Raw genomic sequence first — 26013 nt, 5'->3', positions numbered from 1 at the left:
TCTTTTTATCAATTTGAAACAAATGATTCTCGGTAATAATAACAAGAAAAATCTACTAAAAGTTTAGTTGATCAATTTTTCTATCCGATTCTTAATCGCATTCCGGGTTTTATAGAGCTCCCTCTTATTTTATTGAGTTCCTTGATTTTACCGATACTCAGTCCCTTGTACATACGAGAAATATCCCATAAGGTGTCTCCTGGTTGAACGATATGGATTTTAGAATCGGGGAGGGGTTGGTTGATGAGCTTGGCGGATGTGCCATCGTAGAAATCAGGACCTGTGTAGATGTTAAGGCGTTGACCCACTCTAATCAATGAACCTCTAATATTATTCCAAGCTTTTAGATCTTGTAGCCTTACCCGGTGTTTTCTAGCAATTGTTCCAAGAACGTCCCCTCTTCGTACTCTGTAAACCACCTTTTCTTTACCAAAAGTGCTGCCCGGCATATTTCTGGCCATTTTCTCAAATTCCTTTTTACCTTCTTCGGCTTTGGCCAAAATTTGTATCTGATTTTCGAGGAAATTGTCCTTTTGATCTTTAGGGATCTTCAGTTGGAATCCATTTTTCCTTTCTGGAATGGCGCCCTTTTTTATTTCTGGATTAAGCGCCTCTAATGTTTTTAGCGGGATACCACTTTCTTCTGCAAAGGCTTTTAGGTAAACAAAACTCTTGGTTTCTACGGTTTCATAATCTACTGGGTAGAGTGTCTCCTCGGTATAGATATTATGAATATCGGCGTATTCCATGGCATAAACTATGGCTGCAAACTGAGGCACATATGATCGAGTTTCTCTTGGTAAATATCTGTATATACCCCAAAAATCATTTTTGTACCCTGCTCGTCTAATAGCGCGTTGTACATTTCCTATTCCACTGTTATAGGCAGCTAGTGTAAGTTTCCAGTCTTTAAAAATTCCATAAAGCCACGAGATATACTTACAGGCCGCTTCTGTAGATTTCTCAGGGTCCATTCTTTCATCGATGTACCAGTCTATTTTCAGGCCTCTTTCTTTACCCGTGGCTGCCATAAACTGCCACAAACCAACCGCTCTTGGACCAGAAACGGCTTTAGGATTAAGCCCAGCTTCAATGATCGGTAGGTATTTTAGCTCCTGCGGTAAATCGTATGCTTTCAGGTGTTTCTCAAAAATGGAGAAATAAACTTCCTTTCGCTTCAACATTTCGCGGGTATAATCTCTATCGCGAACCGTGAAATAATTAATAAAAGCTTTTACACGATCGTTAAAGGCAATGTCTATTGTTAACTCTAGGTCGTCGTATCGCTTTTCTATTTCCTCATAACTAAAGTCAGGCGCATAGTCGTAAACTTCATAGAGTGCTTTGCTGTCTTGTGCAAAGCCTTGGATTGAAAGGGTAAATAGAATGATACCTGTGAGGATCTTCCTCATCATATTTTTAAAGATTATTTTTCCTCTAATAGACACTTTGAAAATGCAAAAAGTTTGGTTTCATCAAAAGCCCTTGACATAATTTGCATGCCGATCGGTAAATTATTCTCATCTATACCGATAGGGACTGATATGGCCGGTACACCTGTTACAGAAGCCTGTACTGTAAATAGGTCGGCCAGGTAGCTTTCGACTGGATTGTCGTGGTGTTGACCTAGTTTGAACGCTGTAGTTGGGGTTGTTGGTATGATGATGAAGTCGTATTCTTCAAGAATTTTTTCTGTAGCCTCTTTAATCAGTTTTCTAGCCTTTTGTGCCTTGGTAAAATAAGCGTCGTAATAGTTGGCGCTGAGTACGAATGTACCAAGCATGATTCTTCTTTTAACCTCTTCCCCAAAGCCCTCTGTTCTAGAGTTTTTGTAAAGAGACTCAAGGTTATCTGACGATTTGCTTCTGTGCCCAAAGTGGACGCCGTCATATCTAGATAAATTGGTACTGGCTTCGGCCGTAGTTAAGATGTAATAAGTCGGCAATACATAGTCTAGTAAATCGAACGAGGCTTGTTCAACGATATGGCCTTGATTTTTGAGTTTATCAATAGTTGAGGCCATGCTTTTTTTAATGGGCTCAGCAACTGCATCACTTTCTATGGATTCTCGTAAATAGGCAATTTTGTACTTTTTATCGCCGGGTAGTTCCTTTGCATATACGTCGACTGGTTCGGAAGAGGAGGTACCGTCATTCTGGTCTTTTCCTGCTATGATTTCTAATACTCGGGCGTTATCATCTACGGATTTTGATATGATTCCGATCGTATCAAAAGAGGAGGCATAGGCCAATAATCCCCATCGAGAAATTCTTGAGTAAGTTGGTTTTAGTCCAACTGTTCCAGTAAATGCTGCAGGTTGCCTTACTGATCCACCGGTATCTGTGCCTAGCGAAATTTGGCACATATTGGCCTGCACTGCTACGGCTGATCCTCCGGAAGACCCTCCCGGAACCCGCGTTTCGTCTATTGCATTTTTTACAGCTCCGAAGGCTGAGTTTTCATTAGATGACCCCATTCCAAATTCATCACAGTTCTGCCTTCCGATGACAATAGCGTCTTCGTCTAAAATGCGTTGTACTGCAGTAGCTGTAATTTGAGAATCAAAACCTTCGAGGATTTTGCTACTTCCTGTTACCGAGTGATTTTGGTAACAGATTAGATCTTTTATGCCAAAAATTAAGCCGGCTAACTTGCCGGCTTGGTTATGCTTTAACTTGTTGTCTATTGCTTTGGCTTGTGCTCTTGCTTCTTCATCAAACACCTCAAGAAATACATTGAGATGCAAATTTTCCTTAATGACTTGAAGGTGATGCTCTACGAGTTGTAGGCAAGAGACTTTTTGTAGCTTAAGATCGGTTTGAATCTCATCTAAACGATGATAATTCTTCAATGTTCTTAGGGTCTACTTTTCAATTTCTTTGCCTGCATCATCAACCTCTTTCTTAATTTCTTTGGTTGCATCTTTAAATTCTCTGATGCCTTTGCCGAAGCCTCTAGCCAAATCAGGAATTCTTTTCGCACCAAAAAGAAGAAGCAATGCTACAATAATGAAGATCATTTCTGGTCCTCCGGGCATTCCTAATGCTAAAATCGTTTCCATGGTTTCTAATTTCTTGTACTGAGTAAACAAAGATAGGCAAAAACTATTACTTGAGCAGTGCTAAACAGTAATGTTTAGGCACTTTTAACGCGATCATTTGCGTAAAGTTTTAGTGAGCTGTATTAGTTTTTTCTTTCGAGCCAGCTTTCTGGGTTCACATTTGCCTTCTGATCAAAGACTTTGAATTTGACTTCTGAGATTTCGTTGCTATCGGTTAGTACTTGACCAAGTGTTTCATTTGCGGCAACTTGCTGTCCTTTTTTCACGACAACTGCTTTTAACTTAGAGTAGGCTGTAAAATATTCGCCATGTTGAATCAACACGGTGTTCCCTTGCCCTGGAATAGACATAATGGCACTCACCTTGCCAGGAAAAACTGATTTTACTTTCGCGTTTTGTGTCGTTTGAATATCTATTCCTTTGTTCGTTAGGGTTACTCGTTTTAAGGTAGGGTGTTGAGATTTTCCATATTTCGAAGAGATAAATCCCTCTTCTACTGGCCAAGGTAGTTTTCCTTTCTGCTCCTCAAATGCTTTGTTAATATTGGTTAGGTCTACGGAAGAGGCCAGGGCGGCTAGGCGCTCTGCTTCTATAATAGCATCAATTTTCTCGTCTAATTCTTTTTCTGAATCTCGTTGCTTTGCTAGTTCTCTTCGGATTTTACTTTCTTCTTGCTCTAGTTCTGAAATCAATTGCCTTTGTTGTGACTGTAACCCTGCCAGTTTTTGGTTTTCGGAGAGCTCTTGGTTTAGGAGGTTTTGTTTATCTACTTTTTGGTTCTCAATTTCTCGAATCTGCTCGTTCAAACTGGCCTGCACAGCTTTTATTTGTTCACCCTGCTTTTTTCTTGCTTCAGAGTATTGTTGAATGTACTTCAGTCTCATAAACATTTGATTGAAGGTGCTGGAAGCGAAAATAAATGTGAGTTGGTTGAAGCCTGAACTTGTTTTCTGACTGGTATAAACCATTTCAGCATATTCTTTTTTAAGCGCGGTCAGATCGTCTTCCATTGCATTGATGATGCTTTGATCTTCGGAAATTTCTTCGTCTAAAAAGTCTACCTCGCTCTTGATGGCATTGACTAAAGAGCTTCTAGATCGTATTTGGCTATTAAGGGCTCGTAATTGGCCCAGTGAGTTGCTCTTTTCTTTGGTGGTTTGCGATAGTATCTTTTGGGTTTGTCTGATTCTATCTTGTATGGCTTTCTTCTGTTTTTCTAAGCGCTGGCGTTCTGTTTGGGCCACTGAAGAGGCAATGGCCAATATGGAAATGGTAATTATTAATGCTAGTCTACTTACGCTCATAGCGTGCTGGTATATTAAAAGGGAAACGTAGCGGTTTAGTTTCTATTCTTGCTCTATTGTGTTCTATATCTATGGTGGCTTCTTCTTTTTTGCCCTCCGGAAAATATGTGAGCGTCATTAAAGCTTTAAAAGCAAATGGCTTGTCATCTAACAGCTTAAAATCAGCATATTTTAATTCTAACGTGTTTTTATTCAGCGAAGTACTTGCTTTTAGGTTTTCTAAACGGCGTGTTTTAGAGCTGATTTTATTTCTAATAGTCATATCGCCATTGGTTTGCGCCACAATGTAGTTGTTGTTCTGTTTCTCAAGTACATCTTCTTGAGATACTTCAAATGGCATATCCCCAATTAGTACGGCTTGAAATAGATCGTAATTGAATTTGAATTTGAATTCCTTGGTTAAATCATCAAAGCTATATCTGATCACTTGTTTGTTTAATCGATCGATTAAAACCAGTGAATCTTGGGTGATTTGTCCTCGAACACCTTCAATTACTCCGTTGGTAAGGGTAAACCAAATAAGGCTGTCTCTTTTTATCCGAATATTGGCGGTCGCCTTATTCTTTTTGTTGCCATCCTTGTACTTGAACTTCGTTCGTGAAGAGAAGTAATCGAATTCTATTTCTTCTAAGGAAAGCTCTGCTTTGGGGTCGTAGCGGAAGCCTAAGAACTTTTTGCTACAACTCTGAATCGTTAGCGTGGCACTTAGGGCTAATAGCCAAAGGAGGGTCCTAGTTGTATTGTTTATTCTCAATTTTTTGATCTATTTTTTCTGAAGTACCTCCTAAGTTTTTTGCCTCTTTCCACTGTATTACCGCTTCTTCAACTCTATTGAGCTTAAAAAGGATGTCGCCTAAAAGCTCTAACATGTTTCCACGCCTTTGAACAGGAAATTCACTCAATCCCGAGTTTAATACTTCATATGCCCCAGTATAATCGGCTAAATTAAAAAGTGCAGACGCCTTAATCCTAATAAATGGCAGACTTTTAAAAGATGAAGCAAGCACTGGGTCAATTAATGCAATAGCTTTTTGAGGGTCAGATGTTGTGAGGAAGGCCGAATAGATGGCTAGACTTTCTGGGTGTGGAGGGTCTAAAGTCAAGGATTGCTCGAAAAGGCTAATCGCGGCTTGTTCTTCTCCTTTAGCTAGGGCTAAACTACCTTGTTTGCCTAGTACTTGACTTTTCAGCATTTGGTTACTGGCAGTCATTCTCAATGCCTGTTTTAAAAGACTTTCGGCTTCATCATACGCTTGAAGTCCTTGGTTTGCACTAGCGAGATACAGGTAAAACAGTACTTGATTAGGGAATAAATCCAAGGCTTCTTCAGCGTCTTTTGCCAGTTCAGACCATTTTTCATTCTCGTCTTCAAATGCCAATACTTTTTTCCACACCTCGAAATTTCCTGGGCTTAAATCAGTTAGTCGTTTGTATCGCTCAATAGCTTTTAGTTCAAAGTTTTCACGATCTGCACCCGTAGATATTTGTGCAAGCTTAGAATATATCAGTCCACCGTTTTCAAGCGCAATGGCTTCTTCTGGATAATCTTTTTCTAATTGTGTTTGAAGACTATCAACTAGATATGCGTTTTCTGCTAGATCACTCGAAAATGCCCATTGTCCGAGTAGCAAGGTTTTGATGCTTAGGTTGGCTTCAGAATCATTATAAACGGAGAGCAACATCTCCTTTTGTTTGTCTAGCAAACCGGCACTCAAATAGTTTTCGGCTAGTAGAAGTTTCAAGTCATTGGTGTTAAGCTTACTTGACTCCAATACTTCGATTGCACGACCGACTTGTGTGTTATTGGTAAGGGCAGAGGCATACCTAAATAATATATTAGCGTTCCCCGGATTCTGCGCATTCAAGTCGGCTAAATAATCGAGTGCAGCTTTTGACTTTCCTGTTTTGGTCAGTAAGTCTACTTTTCTGAATTTTTGGTCGAAGGTAAGACCTGTTTCGCTTTTCTCGGCTGCGTCAAGTACCGAAATAGCTTTTTCAAAAGCTCCGAATTCCTCATAAACTTTGGTGACCTCAATTAAATAGGAATTGTAATTGGAAGCATTTGCCATCATGAGCTCGTAGTAACGTGCCGCGCCTTGAAAATCATTACTTGCTTTATGAAGTTGAGCGGCTAAGACATAGTAGTACTTATTGTCTTGTTGTATCTCTATGGCTTTATCTATCGCTGTAAGGCCTTTTGTGTTTTCGCCAAGGATTAAATGAACTTCTGCTGTTTTGAAATGTGCGGCGTGGTTATCCGGGTCTACTTCTATGGATTGTTCAAGAAAGGCTAGTGCCTTTTGGTAATCTTCTAGTAAGAAGAACTTCTGCGCCTCAATCATGAGGTACTCTGCATTGGCCATTTCATATGGCGTTGTTTCTTCCTTTAAGTTTTCTTCGGCACCTTTTTTCTTCCGCTGTGCCACGCCATCAAAGATGATTGTGGAAAGTAAAAGTGTAATTAGTGATATGGTGGAAAGTGCCCTCAAAGGTTTAATAACTCAAGAAACGAATTAATCGGCAGTTAAGTTTATACAATTTAATGTGCTTGGGGATTGTTTGATTTAACTGGTTTATATTGAATGTTTCTACCTTCTAGCCAATACATTACAAACACAAAGACTAAAGTTATTAAAATGTCGATTCCGTAAGCCATCCAAGTATTAGAAATGACGATCAAATCTGCTCCGTAAACAATAGCGAGCGCTAGGATAAGGTAAATGAATAGTGGTTTGAAATTGTATGGTATTGGAAAGGCTTGACGTCCTTTTAGGTAACATAATATGCTCATGGTACCATAACAGGCCAATGCCGTCAAAGCGCTACCGTAATACCCAAGGTGTTTGATCAATAGTATGTTGCCTATTAGTGTAATTACCGCTCCAATTAAGGCATAATAAGTACCGTAAATTGTTTTGTCAGTCAATTTAAACCAGACACTGAGGTTTACATAAATTCCGTAAAAAAGTTTTGCAACAAGCAGAATCGGTAGTACGAATAAGGCTTGCTTATAGTCATCGTCTCTGAGGAAAACATCGCTAATCAATTCAATGTTCAGCGCAACCGCTACCAATACGACTAAATTAAAGCAGACAAAGTAGTGCATTATTCTACCAAATAAGGCGGGCGCTTGCTTATTATCGGCATGGCTAAAAAAGAACGGTTCGGCGGCATACCTGAAGGCTTGAATTCCGAGCATCATAATTACGCTAAGCTTAAAGGCACTACTAAAAATACCAAGCGCATCTTTCGGTGTAGTAGCCAAATCATCGGTAGCTACATGTTCTAAAATAAGTGCATAACCTTGCTCGTTGAAAATGCCTCCCAAACCCATTAAAAAGATCGGCCAGGCGTATCCTAGCATTGGTTTAAATGTCTGCCAGTCTATTTGTAGTTTAATCTGAATGAACTGTTTCCAAAGTAGTGGCAGGTATAAGGAGTTTGCGACTAAATTGGCCAGAAAAATGTACCCGATCCCATAATCTGGATTGTAAAATCTTTGTACCGAAGCCTGAAGACTTTCCAGGTAAGCACCGTTATAGATATCTGGCAAGACCGCTATGAATAGTAAATTCAAGATGATCGTGGCTGAAATAACCGTGACTTTAATAATGGCAAATTTGAGCGCTTTTTGTTCCAGTCGAAGCTTAGCAAAAGGCATCGCCACCATACCATCAATGAAGAGGATAACAGCCAAGTATTGGATGTACGACTCTTGAACCCCACTACCCAAAAGACCCGCTATTGGGTTTGCAAATAGGAAGATTAAAGTAGATAATATGCCCGATATTGTTAATACGGCAGTGGCACTACTGTTGTAAATTTTAGGATTGTTTTCCTTGCCAGAAAACCGAAAAAAAGCCGTTTCCATACCGAAGGTGAAAACGATCAGGCATAGGGCTACATAGGCATAAGAAACGGTAACTGCGCCGTATTGATCTGTTTCCAGCCGACCTGTCCAGATTGGTAAAAGCAGAAAATTTAATACTCTGCCGAGTATACTGCTTATACCGTAGTATGCGGTCTGTCCTGCAAGTTTTTTTATTTGACTCATTGAGCCATCATTGGTTTTAGGAATGGCTTAAAAATGCAATGTACAATTTTCAGCATGCGAAGTATGCAATATTCACCCTTCTTTGATGGTTGAAGCGCGAATTTACACCGCTTGCAAGCCGTTTATTAGAAGTTGCACTAAGCAACTTCTGTATCTCTGATTAGATTAATTGCCCGTAAAAGAAGCTTTTCTTTTTTCTAGAAATGCGGCAGTACCTTCTTCAAAGTCATCAGTTTTTGTACAAGCTGCAAATCCATTGGCTTCGGTCTGGTAGCCATTTTCTTGTTCATTTTGGACAGCATTAATGCAGTCTATCACAAGTCCTATAGCTACTGGCGCCTTCGCCATGATTTTATTTAAGATCTCTTCTGATTTTGCTACGCCTTCTTCGATAGAATCGACAACATGGTTGACTAATCTCAATTGTAACGCTTCATCAGCTTTTATCATGTCTCCGGTCATGCAAAGTTCAAAAGATTTAGCCTTGCCCACTAGTTGAGTCAGTCTTTGTGTGCCACCATACCCTGGTATAATACCAAGATTTACCTCTGGCTGGCCAAACTTAGCAGAAGCTGTAGCCACTCGCATGTGGCAAGCCATAGCTAATTCGCAACCACCACCAAGAGCAAACCCATTGACTAAAGCGATGACTGGTTTGTGGCAATTTTCTATCGCCGCAAAAGCTTCTTGTCCCGCTTCCGCAAATTTTCTTGCATTCACCTCGGTCAGTTCTGCAATTTCAGTGATATCGGCTCCTGCAACAAAAGCTTTTTCACCAGCTCCTTTTACAATAACTCCTTTGATGGATGCGTCGTCATAGATGACTTCAAAGGCCGACTTGATTTCAGCGATTGTATCTACATTTAGTGCATTGAGTTTGTCAGGTCTGTTAATTGTTAGGTGTACTATGCCGTCCTGATTTTCAAATAGGAGGTTTTTATAATTAGTCATGATTCTTAATTGAGCTAAAATTCAAAGTTAAGGGTCAGTAAGAGCTTACAAAAGTATACTATTGGCAGCGAATATTTTCCATTCATAAACAATGTTTCAAATTGAAGGTTTACAATTTCAATAATGATTCGGTGGTGATTACATTTGCCGTGAAATTTTGGAGGTAAATACTTTTTTAAATTATGAGTGAACAATCAAGGATTACAGTAGCCCACGGCGATGGTATTGGGCCAGAAATTATGGATGCTACTCTGCGCATTATGAATGCTGCGGAAGTGGGTTTGGCTTACGATACTATCGAAATAGGAGAGAAAGTCTATAAAGCTGGCCATAAGTCTGGTATAAGCCCAGAGTCTTGGCAGACATTAAGAGACAATAAGATTTTCTTAAAAGCGCCTATCACTACACCTCAGGGCGGTGGTTATAAAAGCTTGAATGTCACGATAAGAAAGTCACTAGGTCTTTATTCTAATGTTCGCCCTTTTAGAGCTTATGTTCCTTATGTTCCTTCTTTCTTTCCTAAAATGGACATCGTGATCGTTAGGGAAAATGAGGAAGATCTTTATGCAGGGATTGAGCATCAACAGACTTCAGAAGTTGTGCAAACGCTGAAATTGATCTCTGATCCGGGGAGTGAAAAGATCATTCGATATGCCTTCGAATATGCTAGAGCTTACGGTCGCCAAAAGGTGACTTGTATGACCAAGGATAATATCATGAAACATACTGATGGTATGTTCCATGAAATTTTTGACAAGATTAAGTTAGAGTACCCAGAAATTGAGGCCGACCACTGGATTATAGACATCGGGTCTGCAGTTGTAGCTGCTAGGCCAGAAACACTTGATGTGGTAGTTACGCTAAACTTATATGGTGATGTAATTTCTGATATCGCGGCTGAGGTTGCTGGTTCAGTAGGTATGTCAGGTTCATCTAATGTTGGCATGTCTCACGGAATGTTTGAGGCCATTCATGGCTCAGCTCCTGATATAGCGGGTAAAAATATTGCTAACCCTTCGGGCTTACTCAATGGCGCTACTATGATGCTCGTTCAGCTGGGTAAAGCAGACAAGGCAGAATTGATCCAAAATGCTTGGTTGAAAACGCTGGAGGATGGTATCCATACCGGTGACATATACCGAGAAGGTCAAAGTGTTCAGAAAGTAGGTACTAAGGAGTTTGCTGACGCCGTGATTGAAAGGCTAGGGCAGAAGCCATCTAAACTAGCCCCAGTTAAATACAATGAAGATGTTGCGATCAACGTGTCTGTGGCTGAGAAACCTGCCAAAAAGAAAGAACTGGTTGGGGTAGATGTTTTTATTGATTGGAGAGAGGACAATAGAAACCCTGATACGATTGGTGATAAACTCTTAAATGTAGCTTCTACTGAGAATTTAAAGTTGAAACTGATTTCTAATAGAGGTGTGCTTGTTTATCCAAACGGGATGGAGGAGACTTTCAAAACTGATCACTGGAGATGTAGGTTTACCAACCCTGATGGAAAGATTTTGAATAACTCTGATGTGATAGAATTGCTGCTTAGTGTACAAAAAGCTGGGTTTGACTTTATCAAAACAGAGCATTTATACCATTTCGACGGCGAAAGAGGTTATTCTCTAAGTCAAGGAGAATAAATAAAGACTATTAATAAAACGAAAAGGGGCTTTAGGCCCCTTTTTTAGTTTTCGAAGCTGCTTAAAACGTAGGTGCCAGTATCTTTAAGTGGATATTCTCTGCCATCGAATTCCGCGATAATATCAAATGACACATTCCATTGGTTATTGGATACTTTTTTACCACTGATTTCCTTTTTTATAAAAGTAAAGGGTTCTTCAAAGTAGCAGAAGCACGAGTGAACAAAATACACTGCTATCTCAGACTCAATTTGGTTAGCAGCTAAGTCTATATCGAATTCTGAAATGTCTCTCGGAATTTCTATATACAAAAGTTCTGTTAGTTCATCGTCAGAAATGTTTTTATCGTCCTCGTGTTGGTAGGAAAAAACGATCGCAGTTTTATCACCTTGTTCCCACTCCACATAAGCTCCTGGGTTGTCTTCTGGCAGAGTCAGGGCAACATTTTCGAAGTAGCGTCTTTCAATTCTTGACTCATTCTTATTATCGCAACCAAAGGTCACGGTAACTATCATAATGAGTAGGTAGATTTTCTTCATTTTTCAACGTTTGCCTTAATAGACAGCTGAAACAACTTTTTGGTTGTAATTGGTTTGACAGTTTGGTGTCAACTTACCCCTTCAATCAGTTCTTCGGTAGCCGGAATTGCCCCTCCATTGATCATATTGGATAAGTTATTCATGTATCGCTGAAGTCTCTTTAATCCCTCTAAATACCAATTGAATTCGGGCTTTAGGCTTCCGTTTCGGTTATAAAACTGAATCGGTTGATTTGAAATCAACTGCCTGTTGCACATGTCATTAAAGTCCGAAATGTTTTGACTAACGATTTGAACATTATCATAGCCACCACCCAAGCTTGCTGCTAAACCTGGATCTAATTGCGTAAAAACATCTTCGTTGAAACCCGCTTTTGTGATCAGCATAGGGGCCTGAAAATAGATGTTTAGTGGTTTAGGGTTGGGTTGATCCCCATCGGCAAGATTGGACTCAAAATCTAATATGGCCTTGTCAATTTCTTTTTGAACTCCTCTGATGTCCGCAGAAAGTTTGACCAGCTCAGACATGAAACTGTTAAAATACCTTTCTCTGATTTTGTCTTCTCTTTCAGCTTGTTGGTATCTGTTGAGTTCAAAGGCACCGTAAACACCAATGAAGACAATCAGTAATTCAGCGATAAACTTTAAAATGGCCGGCTTCTTTTTTGACATATCAGTAGGTTAGACCCCAATCTACAAGAAAATGTTGCATTTACGCTTTTTGAAAGTCACCCAAAAGCTCAGGTAAGTTTTCTAGTATATCGGATGTCATTTTCGTTAAATCAAAGGCGTGATCCCAGCCCCAATCCTCTCGTGCTTGGGCATCGCTAATGCTATTTGGCCAAGAGTCGGCAATGGCCTGCCTAAAGTCTGGTTTATAAGTAGCGGTAAAGTTTGGAATGTGCTCTTTAATGGACGCTACAATTTCTTTTGGCGAAAAGTCAATTGCTGAAATGTTATAACTCGATCGAATTTTGACCTGTTCCGCTGGGGCTTGCATTAAATCGATGGTGGCTTTAATTGCATCTTGCATATACATCATAGGCAAGTAAGTATCCTCGGATAGAAAACATTCGAATGGTTCTCCAGAAAGCGCTTTATGATAAATGTCTACGGCATAATCTGTAGTGCCACCACCTGGCAAAGACTTGTAGCCGATTAGCCCCGGATAGCGGAGGCTCCTTACATCCACACCATATTTATCGAAATAGTATTCGCACCATCGCTCACCAGCCAGTTTACTGATGCCGTAGACCGTATTTGGGTCCATAACGGTATGCTGTGGCGTGTTATCCATTGGGGTAGAAGGCCCAAATACTGCGATGGAGCTCGGCCAGTAAATTTTCTTCAAGTTTTTTTCCTTGGCTAACTCTAACACGTTCAAAAGACCTGTCATATTCAAATTCCAAGCCCACTGAGGGTTTTCTTCACCTTTGGCAGACAAAATTGCTGCTAAATGATAGATTTGAGTGATGCCGTGTGAATCTACTATGGTGGCCAACCGATCGGCATCCATTACGTCGAGTTGTTCGAAATGGAAGTTTTCTATGGCGGCATTCGGTGCTGAAATATCTGAGGCAATTACATTGTCATTACCGAAAATTTTGCCCAATTCATTGGTCAATTCAGAACCTAATTGTCCGCAGGCGCCGATCACTAATATCCTATCCATCGATTTCAATTATTTGCTGCAATATTAACTAAACAGCTTAATATGTAAAACGTTTGCAGGGTAAAAGGGGAAATGCTGTTGTAAGGGTGACCTTGGACTGAGTTTTTTCCGAAAAAGTCGATTTCAAATACGTTCTCTAAGCCGTAAAATCACATATATTTGTTGTGTCATGGACGAGATGAATTTCGAAAGTTACCTTATCAAAAAGAAGATTGACCCGAAAGGGTTTGCTCAAGGTGAACCAGAGAGATTCAGGGAATTTGAAGAACTATTTAACCAGGTTCACCCCGATAGCTTTACTGCCCAAAAGTTATTCTTAATTAACAGTACAAGAAGAGCATTTCCTTTACAGGAAGAAGAGGAAGTAAAGGTGACAAAAAAGCCAATGGCAAGACCAAAAATGGTAAAACCGAAAACCAACTAAGATGTACGATAAGTTAAAACCACAACTAGAAGCAGAGATTCAATCGATTAAAGATGCAGGTCTGTACAAACAGGAACGTGTAATTACTACACCACAATCTGCAGATATTAAAACAGATGATGGCAATGAGGTAATTAATTTCTGTGCCAATAACTACTTGGGTTTGTCGTCACACCCTAAAGTGGTGGAGGCTGCCAAGGCTGCTATTGATAGTCATGGTTTCGGGATGTCTTCTGTGAGGTTTATTTGTGGTACACAGGACATTCATAAGGAGTTAGAAAAAAAGATTTCTGAGTTCTTAGGAACAGAAGATACCATTTTATATGCCGCGGCTTTTGATGCCAACGGTGGTGTTTTTGAGCCATTATTTACGGCAGAAGATGCTATTATTTCAGATGCTTTAAATCATGCTTCTATTATCGATGGTGTGAGGTTGTGTAAGGCTATGAGATTTAGGTACAAGAATAGTGATATGACGGACCTAGAAGCTCAATTAATTGCTGCTGATGAAAAAGGAGCCAGACAGAAAATTATTGTTACTGATGGAGTTTTCTCAATGGATGGTACCATTGCTAAAATGGATGAGATTTGTGATTTAGCCGATAAGTACGGCGCCTTAGTGATGACCGATGAGTGTCATTCTACGGGGTTTATGGGGAAAACGGGTAGAGGAGTTCACGAGCATCACAACTGTATGGATCGAGTTGATATCATCACAGGTACATTAGGTAAGGCTCTTGGTGGCGCTTCTGGCGGATTTACATCAGGCAAAAAAGAAATTGTAGACTTATTAAGGCAACGATCTCGTCCTTATTTGTTCTCCAATACTTTAGCTCCTTCAATCGTTGGTGCTTCGATTGCTGTATTCGATATGCTCTCTGAAACTACTACGTTAAGAGATAGACTTGAAGAGAATACAAAATACTTCCGTGAGCAAATGACAGCTGCTGGTTTTGATATTAAGCCTGGAGAACATGCCATTGTTCCAATCATGCTATATGATGCGGTGCTTTCTCAAAAAATGGCGAGCGCTATGTTGGAGAAAGGCATTTATGTGATCGGGTTCTACTATCCGGTAGTGCCAAAAGATCAAGCTAGAATTAGGGTTCAAATATCTGCTGGTCATGAGAAGCATCATCTGGATAAAGCTATTGCGGCTTTCAAAGAAGTTGGTAAGGAATTGGGGGTTATTTAATCCAATTCTTACAAAAAAATAATTGTATGCCTCCTTTTTAAGGGAGGCATTTCTTTTTTATAGCATTAAGTGTTAGGCGGTTGGTTCATAATCGTAAATGTGTCTAAATTGAAGAAGGTCAAAATAAACACTCATGAATACCCTTAAGTCACGAATTCTCAATTTTGCATGTCTATTTCTTATTATTTTCTGTCTTAGCTGCGGAAGTGAAAAATCATCGACTGGCGATACAGAACTAACCAAGAAGAATGGATATCAGTCCTTCAAAATAGATATTAACGAAGAAAAAATACCCTTTGTTGATCTCATTGAATCGCTTCAAATCACTCGGCTTGAAGAAACGGAAGAGTCGCTATTGCGCTACGTAGGTCAAATTATGTTTCATGAAGACAGGATGATCTTCCCTGACAATCAGGGTACTTTTTACATCTACTCAAAAAATGGTGAGTTTTTGAACAAGTTTAATCATAAAGGACAAGGGCCAGAGGAATACTCAAGATTAACGGATGTTTGGTTAGAAGATGGTGTTTTAAGTGTTCATAGTACTGGTAAAGCAGTTAATCGATATGATTTGGCGGGAAATTTTATTGATCGGGATAGATTGACCGAGCGGGCGGTTCACGCTTTTCCCTATAAAGGAGGGTATTTGTTGGATATGAGCCTCAGGTATACGCAGGATTCTTTAAAGTATTCTCTTATTACCCTTGATGAAGAGCTTAAGCTCGACAAGACTTTTCTACCTTTTGATAAATCTTTAGGTTCTATATTTTCTTTCTCCCCTAATTCTATTTTCAAATTGGGTGATGACTTGCTTTATTTGCGTGAAATAGGGAGCATAGTCTATAAAGTGACCGCTGATACTCTTGTGCCGTATATTTTTTATGATTTTGGTGAGAATTGGTACTTCAAACCAGGCGTTGAGATAACCCCCAATTTTAGCGAAGAGCAGCGACGGAATAAGCAAGCTTGGTATGTATTAAATCACATAGGGCACAATTTCATTTACATCCATACAACTTTAGGTCCCAGAATGGATTACTCTTACCTAATTGATAGACAATCTGGTCGAAGCGTGAGTATTGAATCGAGAACATCAACCAATGAAAGTTTGGATGTAGTAGGGAGCGGTTGGGAAGGAGATGAATTCCTATTCACTTTACGATCAACCCAATTTATAGACCTTGTAGATCAACTAGGTGAAGAACAGTATTCTTTTACTGAAGGGTCATCGCTGGAGGAAATAGAATCATCTGAAAACCCTGTATTACTCAGGGTGAAGTTTAAAGATTTTTCAAAGAAGTAGGTATGGAACTGGGCGTTATTTAATCCAATTCTTACAAAAAAGTTATTGCATGCCTCCTTTAAAAGGGAGGCATTTCTTTTTTATAGCATTAAGTGTTAGGCGGTTGGTTCATAATCGTAAATGTGTCTAAATTGAAGAAGGTCAAAATAAACACTCATGAATACCCTTAAGTCACGAATTCTCAATTGTGCATATCTAGTTCCTATTATTTTCTGTCTTAGCTGTGGAAGTGAAAAATCATCGACTGGCGATACAGAACTTACTAAGAAGAATGGATATCAGTCCTTTAAATTAGATGTCAAAAGTGATGAAATACTATTTGTTGAATTGATTGAGAATCTTGAGATTATTCGCTTAGAAGAAACTGAGGAATCTCTTCTGAGTAATGTAATACAGATTGAGTTTTATGATGATAAGATGATCTTACCAGGCAAGGGAGGTGATATATACATATTTAGCGATGATGGAGATTTTATAAGAAGAATAAACAGAAAAGGGAATGGCCCAGAGGAATATCCTTACTACATGGAAATGTGGTTAGAGGGGGATAGAGTTTCACTTTATGTCTTTAGAAAGGGGGTTTGGCAATACGATTTCAAAGGGAATTTTATAACCTCCAAAAGATTTTCTATTCCAGCTGACCATATTCATCCATATAGAGGAGGTTACGCTTTGGACATGAATTTTAGGTTGGTCAACGATTCATTGAAATATGCTGTTGTTACGCTGGATGAAAATCTTCAGGTTGATAAACTTTTATTACCGTATGCCATCAAGCCCAAAGTTGGCTATGGTGTGTCCACTAAATCGGTGTTTCCATTGGGTGATGAAGTGCTCGTCTTTCCTCTTTTTAAAGATACAGTTTATAGGTTAACGGGAGATTCCATTGAGCCGGCATTTCACTATGATTTTGGAGATGATTGGTATTTTCAACCTGGAGTTGAGATTGTTGATGGGATGCTGGCTGAAGCGCGTAAGTCTGGCACTGTTTGGTGGCTCTACAATACTATTGGTTCAGAATATCTGTTTTTACGCGCCAATCATGGAATTGATCAAAGGGCACATTTTTTTATCAACCGAGAGACTAGTCAAACTATTAGGTTTAGTGGTGATATTGAATCTGGCGAGCAAGTTCAAATTTCAGGTATTAAATGGGAGGGCAATGAGTTCGTTTTTACACTACCATCAGCCCAGCTTGAATATTTAATAAGTGGCCTCGAAAGGAATCAATATCAATTTAGAGGACAGACCAGTTTGGAGGAAATTGAATCATCTGAAAATCCTGTTTTATTGAGGATGAAAGTCAAAGATTATTCTAAGAAGTAGGTATGGGCAAGACAAATAAGGCTTTCAAAAGTAAAGGTTTAATTGGCGATTTTGGATATGCCATTACAGTATTCCTTGCCGTAATAACTTGTAGTTGTTCAAATGAGAAATCGACAAATCAAATAATCAATAGTGATAATGAACAACTTCAGTCCTTCAAAATAGATCTCAAGGAAGAGAAAACACGTTTTGTTGATCTCATTGAGTCGGTTGAAATCACTCGGCTCGAAGAAACAGAAGAGTCGCTATTGCGCTCTGTAGGTCAAATTATGTTTCATGAGGATAAGATGGTAATTCCCGATAATGATGGAACTATATATATCTATTCAAACAGAGGTGATTTTTTAAGTAAGTTTAACCATAAGGGGGAGGGACCAGAGGAGTACATAAGTTTGACTGATTTATGGTTGGAGAATGGGATTTTGAATATTCATAGTAGAGGTAAGTCTATCACTCGATATGATTTAGAAGGTAGTTTTCTCAGTAGGGATCGTTTGACCGAACGAGCTGGACATATTTATCCATTTTTAGACGGGCATATAATGGACATGACTATGGCATATACCCAGGATTCGTTGAAGTATTCTTTGGTGACTATTGACGAAGAGATGCAGCTCGATAAAACTTTTTTGCCATTTCAGACACATCCGGGTTTTCGGATATATTTACCCCTTAACTCGTTTTTCCCTTTAGGTGATGATTTGTTCTACATGCCTGTAACGAACAACACTGTCTACAAGATAACCCCTGACGAGGTAATACCATTTATACTTTATGATTTTGGTGAAGATTGGTTTTTCCAACCTGGTGTTGAATTGAATTCAGACTATTATGAAGATGCTAACCGCAACCAACAGGCCTGGTTCGTGATCAACACTTTAGGTCCCAACTATATTTATCTGTATACAACACTTGGTCCTAGAATGGACTATTCCTTTTTCATTGACAAGGAAACCAAACAAAGTGTTAGTATTAAATCAAGAACTACAAATGACGATCAGTTGGATATTGCTGCGATCGGTTGGGAAGGAGATGAATTTCTGTTCACTTTACGATCAACCCAATTTAAAGACCTTGTAGATCAACTAAATGAAGAACAGTATTCTTTTACTGAAGGGTCATCTCTGGAGGAAATAGAATCATCCGAAAACCCCGTATTACTTAGAATGAAGATTAAAGGTTTTTCGAAAAGATAAACAGTTAAATAAACGCGCTAATTGATAAAATATGAACAGAATGTATTTCGGAGTAATGGCTAGATGTATTGGGCTAATTATCCTGGTTTCCCTGCTAGGTAGTTGTAGTGGGGAAAAGACCACGCAAGAAGAACCAAGTTTACCTTTAATCGACGGTTTTCAATCCTACTCTTTAGATATAAAAGCTGAAGAAATAGGTCTGTCCGAGCTAATCAAATCAATTGAGATCACGCGTTTAGAGGAAACCCCAGAGTCTTTATTGGGGTACGTGAGGCAAATTGAATTTTATCAGAACCAGATGATTGTTCCTGGAAGTGAAGGTAATATTTACATTTTCAGTGAAGGTGGAGATTTTATCAGAAAGATTAATAGAAAGGGAGAAGGACCAGAAGAATATAGTGGTTGGAATGACGTATGGCTACAAAATGGTCAGATTTGTCTTTTCACTTATGATCAGCATATTAAACGTTACGACGTAGAAGGCAATTTTATTAGCACCGATAGAGTACCACAAAACGCAACGCATTTACACCCATTTAACGGAGGGTATGCACTGGACATGAACTACAGTTTAACAAATGATTCTTTGAAGTACATGGTTGCTATACTGGATAGTGAAATGAAAGTGAGTAACACTTTTTTGCCTTTTGAGAAGTTTCCAGACTTTGGGATTTCTATGAGTAATAAGAGTGTTTTTCCAGTGGGCGATGATGTGTTTTTTCTTCAGTTGGGTAAAGACTCTGTATACAAAATTGGCGCCGATTCTTTAATGCCATACATTCATTATGACTTTGGGGAGGATTGGTATTTTCAACCCGGCGTTGAGTTTAATACAATGATGATGGTTGAGGCCGAGAAGAGTGGGCAGGTTTGGTTCATGAATAATCGCATAGGTGAAAATTACATCTATTTGAGGGCTGTATCGGGAGCCCCTGCACATAATTTTTTCATCGATCGGAGATCAAAAAGTACTGTAAAAATAGACGACTCTTCTTATGCTGATCAGCGGTATGGTATCTCAAGTATTGGCTGGGACGGAGATGATTTTCTCTTTACCATGCAATCCACTCAACTCGAATCCTTATTGGGTAAATTAGATGAGAATCAATATCAGTTTATTGGAAGCGCTAATTTAGATATGATTGAGTCATCTGAGAACCCAGTATTAGTCAGGATGAAATTGAAAGAGAGTAGTACTTGGTAAAAGATGATCGGCATATGGAGTTTTAATTCAAATTAACTATAATTATAGTTGAATATGAATCGACTAAAACTACTACCTGTCTTATTTCTGTATTTGGCACTCTCATGTCAAGATAAAAAAGCTGAAGTCATTACGAATGACGATTCTTTCAGGACCTATAAAATCGAAATGGATGCTCAGAAAACCGACTTTTTAGATCAGGTCGAAAGCATCGAAATTCTGGGTTTGGAAGAGACAAGTGTATCTCTGTTAAAACCTACCGCGCTTTATTTTACCCATCAAGATGGTGTTGTTGTGATAGATGAAGATGCGGGAGATGTGACTTCCTTTAATAAGCTAGGAGAGTTTGTTTCACACTTTAACAAAAAGGGGCGAGGGCCAAAAGAGTACGCCTATATGTCTAGTTCTAATTTTAGGGATGGATTTATAGAGACGTTTGTTTATGAAGGTGAAAAACTCATGCAGTTTGACTTAAGCGGAAATTTCATCCAGAAGATCGATTTTCCCTACCCGATGGACGATGCCTTGTTTTTTGATGACGGTTATTTGTTGGGCATGGGCTTTCCGATAGGGATGGATTCCGTAAAGCATAACCTTATTATGACGGATGCTCAGTTAAAGCCCACCTCATATGCATTACCCTTAAATAAGCCTGGTGGAATTCCAGTGACCCCGCCCAATAATGACTTTCAGCTTTTTAATGATAAAGCACTTTTTAACCCTTTTTGGACAGACTCTATTTACCAGATTAAGGATGGGGTAGTAAAACCCTACGTGCATTTCGACTTTGGGGACGATTGGTTATGGAAGGAATTTCCTTTGACAAGAAACTTGGATGGTAAAACCATGGATGCTATGAATAAATCAGGAAAGATCTGGGGATATACCATGGTTTATGGGGAAGACAGAATTGAAATAGAATATACCTATAGCTTTGAACAACCACCACGACAGGGCTATATCGATAAAGCATCTGGAACTTTTTATCACTACGAACATAAGTGGATAGAAAGTGAAAGAATTCCTTTGGTACCTATCCGCTTTAAGGGAAAAAAGCTCATTAGCTTAGTCACACCAGATGCTATAGAGGAGCTGGTGTCGGCAGTAGGAAATGATAATACAAATTTGCTGGGGAGTGTGTCCTTAGAACAAATCTCTGAATCAGAGAATCCAGTTTTAGTTTGGGTAAATTTTAAATAAGAAGGTTGGAATGAAACAAGTTCTTTTTGTTTTATGCTTTTCGACTTTTCTGTTGATTCTTGGATGCTCACGATTAAGTAAGGAAAAGGAGCCTCTTTTGAGGGATTTGGATGAGTTTAAGTCCTATGTTGTTGATGTTGAGGAGAGTTTATCACCAATTTGGGACGCCATTGAAAAAGTCGAGATTCTAAAACTGGAAGAAACGCAAGAATCTTTTCTTTCCAACTTTTATAACATTAGTAAACTAGGTAATGACTTTGTCTTAGGAGATCCCAAAAATGGATCTCTTTTCATTTATGGACCATATGGGGAGTTTAAAAGACGAATTTCAAACCAAGGCGCTGGACCAGAGGAATACTCCTTTTTACTCAATTCTTGGGTAGAAGATGATATCATTGGCGTGTTTGATGCAACAGGCATGAGAATCCATAATTTTAACGTAAATGGCGAGCATCTAGGATCGAAGAAACTGCCTTATTCACCAAATGAAATGGCATTTTGGGATGGGAAATACTATTTAGATGTCAGTACTCAAAAGTTTGATAATAACCGGAATTTTTCAATTTTGATTCTAAATGAAGATATGTCTTTATCGAGTGAATCTATTCCGCTAAAGTATGTCAAACCATTCGGCGTTTTTTGGCGTAGTCCCTTTATTGCCTTTGGCGATCATTTGACTTATCACGACGCAATAAGTGATACTGTCTTTATAGATGACAATGGAGGCTTTAGGCCGTTATTATCTTTGTGTTTTGGAGATAAATGGGCTTGGAAAGATCAAGAACTGCTATCGGACAGAAGCAAAGCGAATGTCATGTTGAAAAGGAAGGGGTTTGTAAATAAGTTCCAAGCTTTGGTGGGGCCAGAATATATCTTTGTTCAATATTATTGGGGTGGAAAAATTCAGGCTCAACTAATCAATCGATTTACAAGTGATACCAAAAGGTTGGATTTGAGAAATAGTAAAAAGGAAAACTACTCTATTGATCCTTATTATTGGGATAACGATATGTTGTTAGTTAGTATTCAATCCACCGATGTTGCTGAATTTATTGAAAATGGGCTTGGTGAAAAAGTTGAATTGAAGGGTACTACACTTCAGGAGATTGAATCATCTGAAAACCCCGTCCTAGCATGGATATCATTTAAATAAAGCCTTAAGCAGCTTCTCCAGGTTCCTGACTTTCTGGTTCTTCTACTTTATTCTCTTTTTCCGTCTCTTGTAGGTATGCGTTAATGCGCCGACGGATTTCGGGTATTGAAAGGTTGCTATCCATTTGCCCGTTTCTCGCTAGAGACATTTGCCCGGTTTCTTCAGATACAATTAAAGTTAACGAGTCAGTGGCTTCGGACATGCCAAGCGCTGCCCGGTGCCTCATCCCAAATTGTGCAGGTAAGTCTCTTTCACTGACTGGTAAAATACATCTGGCGGCTCTCACCTTTCCTTGGTGAATTATAACGGCGCCATCGTGTAACGGGCTGTACTTATTGAAAATGGAAATTAACAACCTCTTGGAGATAAAAGCATCTATCAAGTCACCCGAATCGACATAAAATTTCAATTCAGAACTCTTAGAGAAAACCATTAAAGCACCAGTATTTGTAGTAGAAAGGGATTTTATAGCCTCTATGATCGGCGTAATGTTCGTGGTTTCCTTTTCTACTTTGCGTTTCCAGATCATTACTGATTGCAAAATGCCATTTTGTCTAAAAGTAGTTTTACCGAGGATAAGCAAGAACTTTCTGATCTCTTGTGAGAAGATGATGATAGCGGCTAGCACACCAACGCCCATGAACTGGCCTAAAATACCAGCGAGAAGTTCCATCTGGGCTGCTCGTACCATTAAGTAGACTAGGTATAGCACTAGGAATCCTATCAATACCCGTACGGCCACACTACCTTTTAAGAGCTTGTACAGTTGATATAACAGTACACTCACCAAGAGGATGTCCAGGATATCTATCCACCTAACTTCAAGAAACCCTATTTTAAACGCGAATATCAACCTTTGTAAGCTTCGTATAAAGTAATTGTCTCCGTTGCCGCTTTGACATCATGAACTCTCAATATTGATGCTCCATTTATTAAAGCCGCCATATTCAAAGCCGTGGTGCCGTTAAGTGCCTCATCAGCTGTAGAATCTAGCCTCTTATAAATCATAGATTTTCTTGATAGACCAGCAAGTATTGGATGATTCAATCTCTTAAATAAACCCAAATTCCGAAGGATTTCATAGTTCTGGTCAATGGTTTTTGCAAAGCCAAAGCCCGGGTCTATCAGTATATCATAGACACCATGTTCGATAAGTCGATGACACTTTTCATCTAGTTCAAACAAAATATCGTTGAGCAGATGGTCGTAGTTCACAAGGCTTTTCATAGTCTGTGGCGTTCCACGCATATGCATTAAAACATATGGCACTTTCAATTGTCCCACGGTTTCAAACATCTTGTTATCCAGGTTTCCACCTGAAACATCATTAACCATAGTGGCTCCAGCATCTACGGCTGCTTTTGCAACTTCGGCTCTAAAGGTGTCTATTGAAATAATGGCTTCTGGGAATCTCTGACTGATGCTTTTAATGGGTTCCACGACTCTTTCTAACTCCTCTGCGGGAGAGATGTCATCGGCACCTGGGCGCGTAGAATAACCACCGATATCCAAAATTGATGCCCCTTCGATTAGCATCTGCTCGGCTCTCTTTAAAATCTGGTCAATAGAATCTGCCCTACTTTCAGCGTAGAAAGAGTCTGGAGTTACATTCAGAATTCCCATAACCTTGGGCGTTTCTAATGAAACCAGATTTCCACGAATGTTCAATGTGGTTTTAACCTGAAATAAGTTATCTTTCGCCTTCAAGAATTGTCTGAAAATTTAAATAGCATTCACTTTGGAGGAACAAACGGTAGGCGAATATAAGCAAGTTATTGAGGCCTGTAAAGACATATTTCTGAAGAAAACGCAAGATTATGGAACGGCTTGGAGAGTCCTAAGGTTGCCTTCTATCACAGATCAAATTTTCATTAAGGCGCAGCGTATTCGTTCCATTCAAGAAAAAGGTACGCAGAAAGTGAACGATGATATTTCTGGAGAATTTATCGGGATTATCAATTACTGTGTCATTGCTTTAATTCAAATGAAACTGACTAATGCCGATCCTATGGAAATGGAGGCTAGTGAGTTGGAGCCCCTTTATGATAAGTATGTGAATGAGACCATGCAATTGCTCATGGACAAAAACCATGATTATGGTGAAGCCTGGAGAGATATGCGAATTGGGTCGATTACCGATATTATTCTAATGAAGCTCTTTAGGGTAAAGCAAATCGAAGATAATGCAGGTAAAACGATCATATCTGAGGGGGTTGATGCCAACTACATGGATATGATCAATTATGCCGTTTTTTGTATGATTCTGATGCAAAAACCTGAGTGATGAAGGCACTAAACACAGCGGCAAGATTTATAGTAGGAGGTCTCTTTATTTTTTCTGGCCTTATAAAAGTCAATGACCCTGTTGGCACTCAAATTAAACTTGAAGAGTATTTTACGGTCTTTGCCGTTGACATAGCACCTTTTTTTGAGGCACTGAAACCTGCTTCTCTCTTTCTTTCCATGCTGCTATCTACTTTAGAAGTAGTTTTTGGCGTGGCACTTCTATTAAAATACAGAGAGAAACTTGTAACAACCTCGCTATTGGTAATGATCATATTCTTTACCTTTCTCACTTTCTATTCTGCTTATTTCAATAAAGTCACCGATTGTGGGTGTTTTGGAGATGCCATTAAGTTGACGCCTTGGCAATCATTTATGAAAGATGTCATTTTATTAGTGCTGATCGTTCTTCTGTTCTTGAATAGGAAGAAAAATGAGCTTTTAGCGGCAAATAAGTTTAAGACAATTGCGGTCTCAATTACCTTGGTTTTTTGCCTCTTCATAGAAGTATGGTCGATCAACCATCTGCCTTCGATTGATTTTAGAGCTTATAAAGTTGGGACAGATATACCTACAGATATGCTGCCACCCTCTGATGATCCGGGAGCTGTGCCAAAAATCACTAACTATGCGATATGGGGCGATGAAGCGGATTTTACTTTAGAATCGCTTAAAGGGAAGAAGTTATTGGTGGTAGTTCATGAAACTGAGACGACAGATATTGAGTCATATGCCATGATCAATAGTCTAATAAGTGCCTTGGGCAATGATATTGAGGTAGCTGCCGTAACGGCATCTTCAAGTGCTCAGTTTGAGGACCTAAGACACACAGTACAATTACCAATACCGTACTATTATTCCGATAAAACACTTTTGAAAACGATGATTCGTTCAAACCCAGGGTTGGTGTTGTTGCAAGACGGAGAGGTGTTGAATAAATGGCATTACAATGATGTGCCTGGTGCAGTAGAACTGCTTTCAAATCTAAAGTAGATGAGTGTTAAGAAAGGGATATTTTTAATTGGGCTTGCAGGCTCGGGTAAAACTACCTTGGGTAAGTCATTAGCCAAATCCATAGGTTATAAGTTTATCGACCTAGATCAAGTTATTGTTGAGCGAGAAGGCCTGTCCATACCTGATATCTTCAAAAACCAAGGACAAGGTCAGTTCAGGCTTTACGAAAAAGAAGCATTACACGAAGTGATTGCCGTTGAGGATACATTCGTTTTAGCGACAGGTGGAGGCACTCCTTGCTTTCATTTTAACATGGATGCGATGAATGAGAGTGGCACTACCATTTATTTAGATGTCAACCCGGGAGATTTAGCGCTAAGAATTATTGAAGGGGGAGTGGAGAAACGACCTATGTTTACTAGCTACGATCATCAAGACTTGATCCAAGAGATTCGAGAAATGAAGAACATAAGAGAAGCCTATTACAGTCAGGCCCAAATAAAAATTAGAGATAACCGAATCACAGCGGAAACGATTATCTCTAAACTTAATGATCTTTGA

Annotated in this window: 25 protein-coding genes; 12 read left to right on the top strand and 13 right to left on the bottom strand. The window is 39.3% G+C overall.

From position 1 onward, the window contains the following. Window positions 1-80: 80 nt before the first annotated feature. The 8 genes from BFP71_RS19005 to BFP71_RS18970 form a co-directional block, all read right to left on the bottom strand. Window positions 81-1415: a lytic transglycosylase domain-containing protein gene (locus tag BFP71_RS19005; RefSeq protein WP_069836977.1), complete on the bottom strand. Its 1335-nt coding sequence runs from the start codon at window positions 1413-1415 to the stop codon at window positions 81-83. A gap of 11 nt (window positions 1416-1426) precedes the next feature. After that, window positions 1427-2851 carry an Asp-tRNA(Asn)/Glu-tRNA(Gln) amidotransferase subunit GatA gene (gene gatA, locus BFP71_RS19000; RefSeq protein WP_069836976.1) on the bottom strand — a complete coding sequence of 475 codons (1425 nt, stop codon included), beginning with the start codon at window positions 2849-2851 and terminating at the stop codon, window positions 1427-1429. 12 nt (window positions 2852-2863) lie between these two features. Further along, window positions 2864-3061, bottom strand: coding sequence for a Sec-independent protein translocase subunit TatA/TatB (locus BFP71_RS18995; protein WP_069836975.1), 198 nt, complete (start codon window positions 3059-3061; stop codon window positions 2864-2866). 122 nt (window positions 3062-3183) lie between these two features. Next, window positions 3184-4365: a murein hydrolase activator EnvC family protein gene (locus BFP71_RS18990; RefSeq protein ID WP_088125125.1), complete on the bottom strand. Its 1182-nt coding sequence runs from the start codon at window positions 4363-4365 to the stop codon at window positions 3184-3186. Beyond that, window positions 4352-5119, bottom strand: a complete 768-nt coding sequence (locus tag BFP71_RS18985; protein ID WP_069836974.1) for a DUF4292 domain-containing protein — start codon at window positions 5117-5119, stop codon at window positions 4352-4354. Before BFP71_RS18985 ends, BFP71_RS18990 begins: the two co-directional genes overlap by 14 nt. Beyond that, window positions 5097-6854 (bottom strand): tetratricopeptide repeat protein, encoded by a 1758-nt coding sequence (locus BFP71_RS18980; RefSeq protein ID WP_069836973.1) that lies wholly within the window; start codon window positions 6852-6854, stop codon window positions 5097-5099. The genes BFP71_RS18985 and BFP71_RS18980 overlap by 23 nt, the downstream gene beginning before the upstream one ends. A gap of 50 nt (window positions 6855-6904) precedes the next feature. Next, on the bottom strand, window positions 6905-8419 hold the full coding sequence (locus tag BFP71_RS18975; RefSeq protein ID WP_069836972.1) for a lipopolysaccharide biosynthesis protein: 1515 nt from the start codon (window positions 8417-8419) through the stop codon (window positions 6905-6907). 165 nt (window positions 8420-8584) lie between these two features. Continuing rightward, a complete protein-coding gene (locus BFP71_RS18970) occupies window positions 8585-9370 on the bottom strand; it encodes an enoyl-CoA hydratase/isomerase family protein (RefSeq protein ID WP_069836971.1) in 786 nt (261 codons plus the stop codon). A gap of 182 nt (window positions 9371-9552) precedes the next feature. Between BFP71_RS18970 and BFP71_RS18965 the strand changes: the two genes are divergently transcribed. Next, on the top strand, window positions 9553-11004 hold the full coding sequence (locus BFP71_RS18965; RefSeq protein ID WP_069836970.1) for an NADP-dependent isocitrate dehydrogenase: 1452 nt from the start codon (window positions 9553-9555) through the stop codon (window positions 11002-11004). Window positions 11005-11048: 44 nt separating this feature from the next. Here the strand turns inward: BFP71_RS18965 and BFP71_RS18960 are convergent, their stop codons facing one another. From BFP71_RS18960 to BFP71_RS18950, 3 genes are all read right to left on the bottom strand, one after another. Further along, entirely contained in the window at window positions 11049-11543 is a 495-nt protein-coding gene (locus tag BFP71_RS18960) for a hypothetical protein (RefSeq protein ID WP_069836969.1), read from the bottom strand. 68 nt (window positions 11544-11611) lie between these two features. Further along, window positions 11612-12214, bottom strand: a complete 603-nt coding sequence (locus tag BFP71_RS18955; RefSeq protein WP_069836968.1) for a hypothetical protein — start codon at window positions 12212-12214, stop codon at window positions 11612-11614. A gap of 40 nt (window positions 12215-12254) precedes the next feature. Further along, entirely contained in the window at window positions 12255-13214 is a 960-nt protein-coding gene (locus BFP71_RS18950; protein ID WP_069836967.1) for an NAD-dependent epimerase/dehydratase family protein, read from the bottom strand. A gap of 169 nt (window positions 13215-13383) precedes the next feature. Between BFP71_RS18950 and BFP71_RS18945 the strand changes: the two genes are divergently transcribed. From BFP71_RS18945 to BFP71_RS18910, 8 genes are all read left to right on the top strand, one after another. Then, a complete protein-coding gene (locus BFP71_RS18945; RefSeq protein ID WP_069836966.1) occupies window positions 13384-13638 on the top strand; it encodes a hypothetical protein in 255 nt (84 codons plus the stop codon). A gap of 1 nt (window position 13639) precedes the next feature. Then, a complete protein-coding gene (gene kbl, locus BFP71_RS18940; protein WP_069836965.1) occupies window positions 13640-14833 on the top strand; it encodes a glycine C-acetyltransferase in 1194 nt (397 codons plus the stop codon). Between the two features lie 133 nt (window positions 14834-14966). Then, complete coding sequence (locus BFP71_RS18935) at window positions 14967-16136, top strand: 6-bladed beta-propeller (protein ID WP_069836964.1); 1170 nt, start codon at window positions 14967-14969, stop codon at window positions 16134-16136. Between the two features lie 156 nt (window positions 16137-16292). Then, on the top strand, window positions 16293-17462 hold the full coding sequence (locus BFP71_RS18930; protein WP_069836963.1) for a 6-bladed beta-propeller: 1170 nt from the start codon (window positions 16293-16295) through the stop codon (window positions 17460-17462). Between the two features lie 2 nt (window positions 17463-17464). Then, a complete protein-coding gene (locus tag BFP71_RS18925; protein ID WP_069836962.1) occupies window positions 17465-18658 on the top strand; it encodes a 6-bladed beta-propeller in 1194 nt (397 codons plus the stop codon). 31 nt (window positions 18659-18689) lie between these two features. Further along, entirely contained in the window at window positions 18690-19862 is a 1173-nt protein-coding gene (locus BFP71_RS18920) for a 6-bladed beta-propeller (RefSeq protein WP_088125123.1), read from the top strand. A gap of 54 nt (window positions 19863-19916) precedes the next feature. After that, window positions 19917-21062 carry a 6-bladed beta-propeller gene (locus tag BFP71_RS18915; protein WP_069836960.1) on the top strand — a complete coding sequence of 382 codons (1146 nt, stop codon included), beginning with the start codon at window positions 19917-19919 and terminating at the stop codon, window positions 21060-21062. Window positions 21063-21072: 10 nt separating this feature from the next. Continuing rightward, window positions 21073-22215 (top strand): 6-bladed beta-propeller, encoded by a 1143-nt coding sequence (locus tag BFP71_RS18910; RefSeq protein WP_069836959.1) that lies wholly within the window; start codon window positions 21073-21075, stop codon window positions 22213-22215. 4 nt (window positions 22216-22219) lie between these two features. Here BFP71_RS18910 and cdaA read toward each other — a convergent pair whose 3' ends face one another. Both cdaA and folP read right to left on the bottom strand, forming a co-directional pair. Further along, window positions 22220-23068, bottom strand: a complete 849-nt coding sequence (gene cdaA, locus BFP71_RS18905; RefSeq protein WP_069836958.1) for a diadenylate cyclase CdaA — start codon at window positions 23066-23068, stop codon at window positions 22220-22222. Next, window positions 23065-23922 carry a dihydropteroate synthase gene (gene folP / locus BFP71_RS18900; protein ID WP_069836957.1) on the bottom strand — a complete coding sequence of 286 codons (858 nt, stop codon included), beginning with the start codon at window positions 23920-23922 and terminating at the stop codon, window positions 23065-23067. The genes cdaA and folP overlap by 4 nt, the downstream gene beginning before the upstream one ends. A 31-nt stretch (window positions 23923-23953) precedes the next feature. Between folP and BFP71_RS18895 the strand changes: the two genes are divergently transcribed. From BFP71_RS18895 to BFP71_RS18885, 3 genes are read left to right on the top strand one after another with little or no spacing between them, the layout of a single operon-like run. Further along, entirely contained in the window at window positions 23954-24499 is a 546-nt protein-coding gene (locus BFP71_RS18895; protein ID WP_069836956.1) for a DUF1599 domain-containing protein, read from the top strand. After that, on the top strand, window positions 24499-25491 hold the full coding sequence (locus BFP71_RS18890; RefSeq protein ID WP_069836955.1) for a DoxX family protein: 993 nt from the start codon (window positions 24499-24501) through the stop codon (window positions 25489-25491). The genes BFP71_RS18895 and BFP71_RS18890 overlap by 1 nt, the downstream gene beginning before the upstream one ends. Next, complete coding sequence (locus tag BFP71_RS18885) at window positions 25492-26013, top strand: shikimate kinase (protein ID WP_069836954.1); 522 nt, start codon at window positions 25492-25494, stop codon at window positions 26011-26013. It abuts the gene before it with no gap.

This window comes from Roseivirga misakiensis (genome assembly GCF_001747105.1).
Lineage (GTDB): Bacteria > Bacteroidota > Bacteroidia > Cytophagales > Cyclobacteriaceae > Roseivirga > Roseivirga misakiensis.
This window is presented reverse-complemented; position numbering and strand designations above follow the sequence as displayed.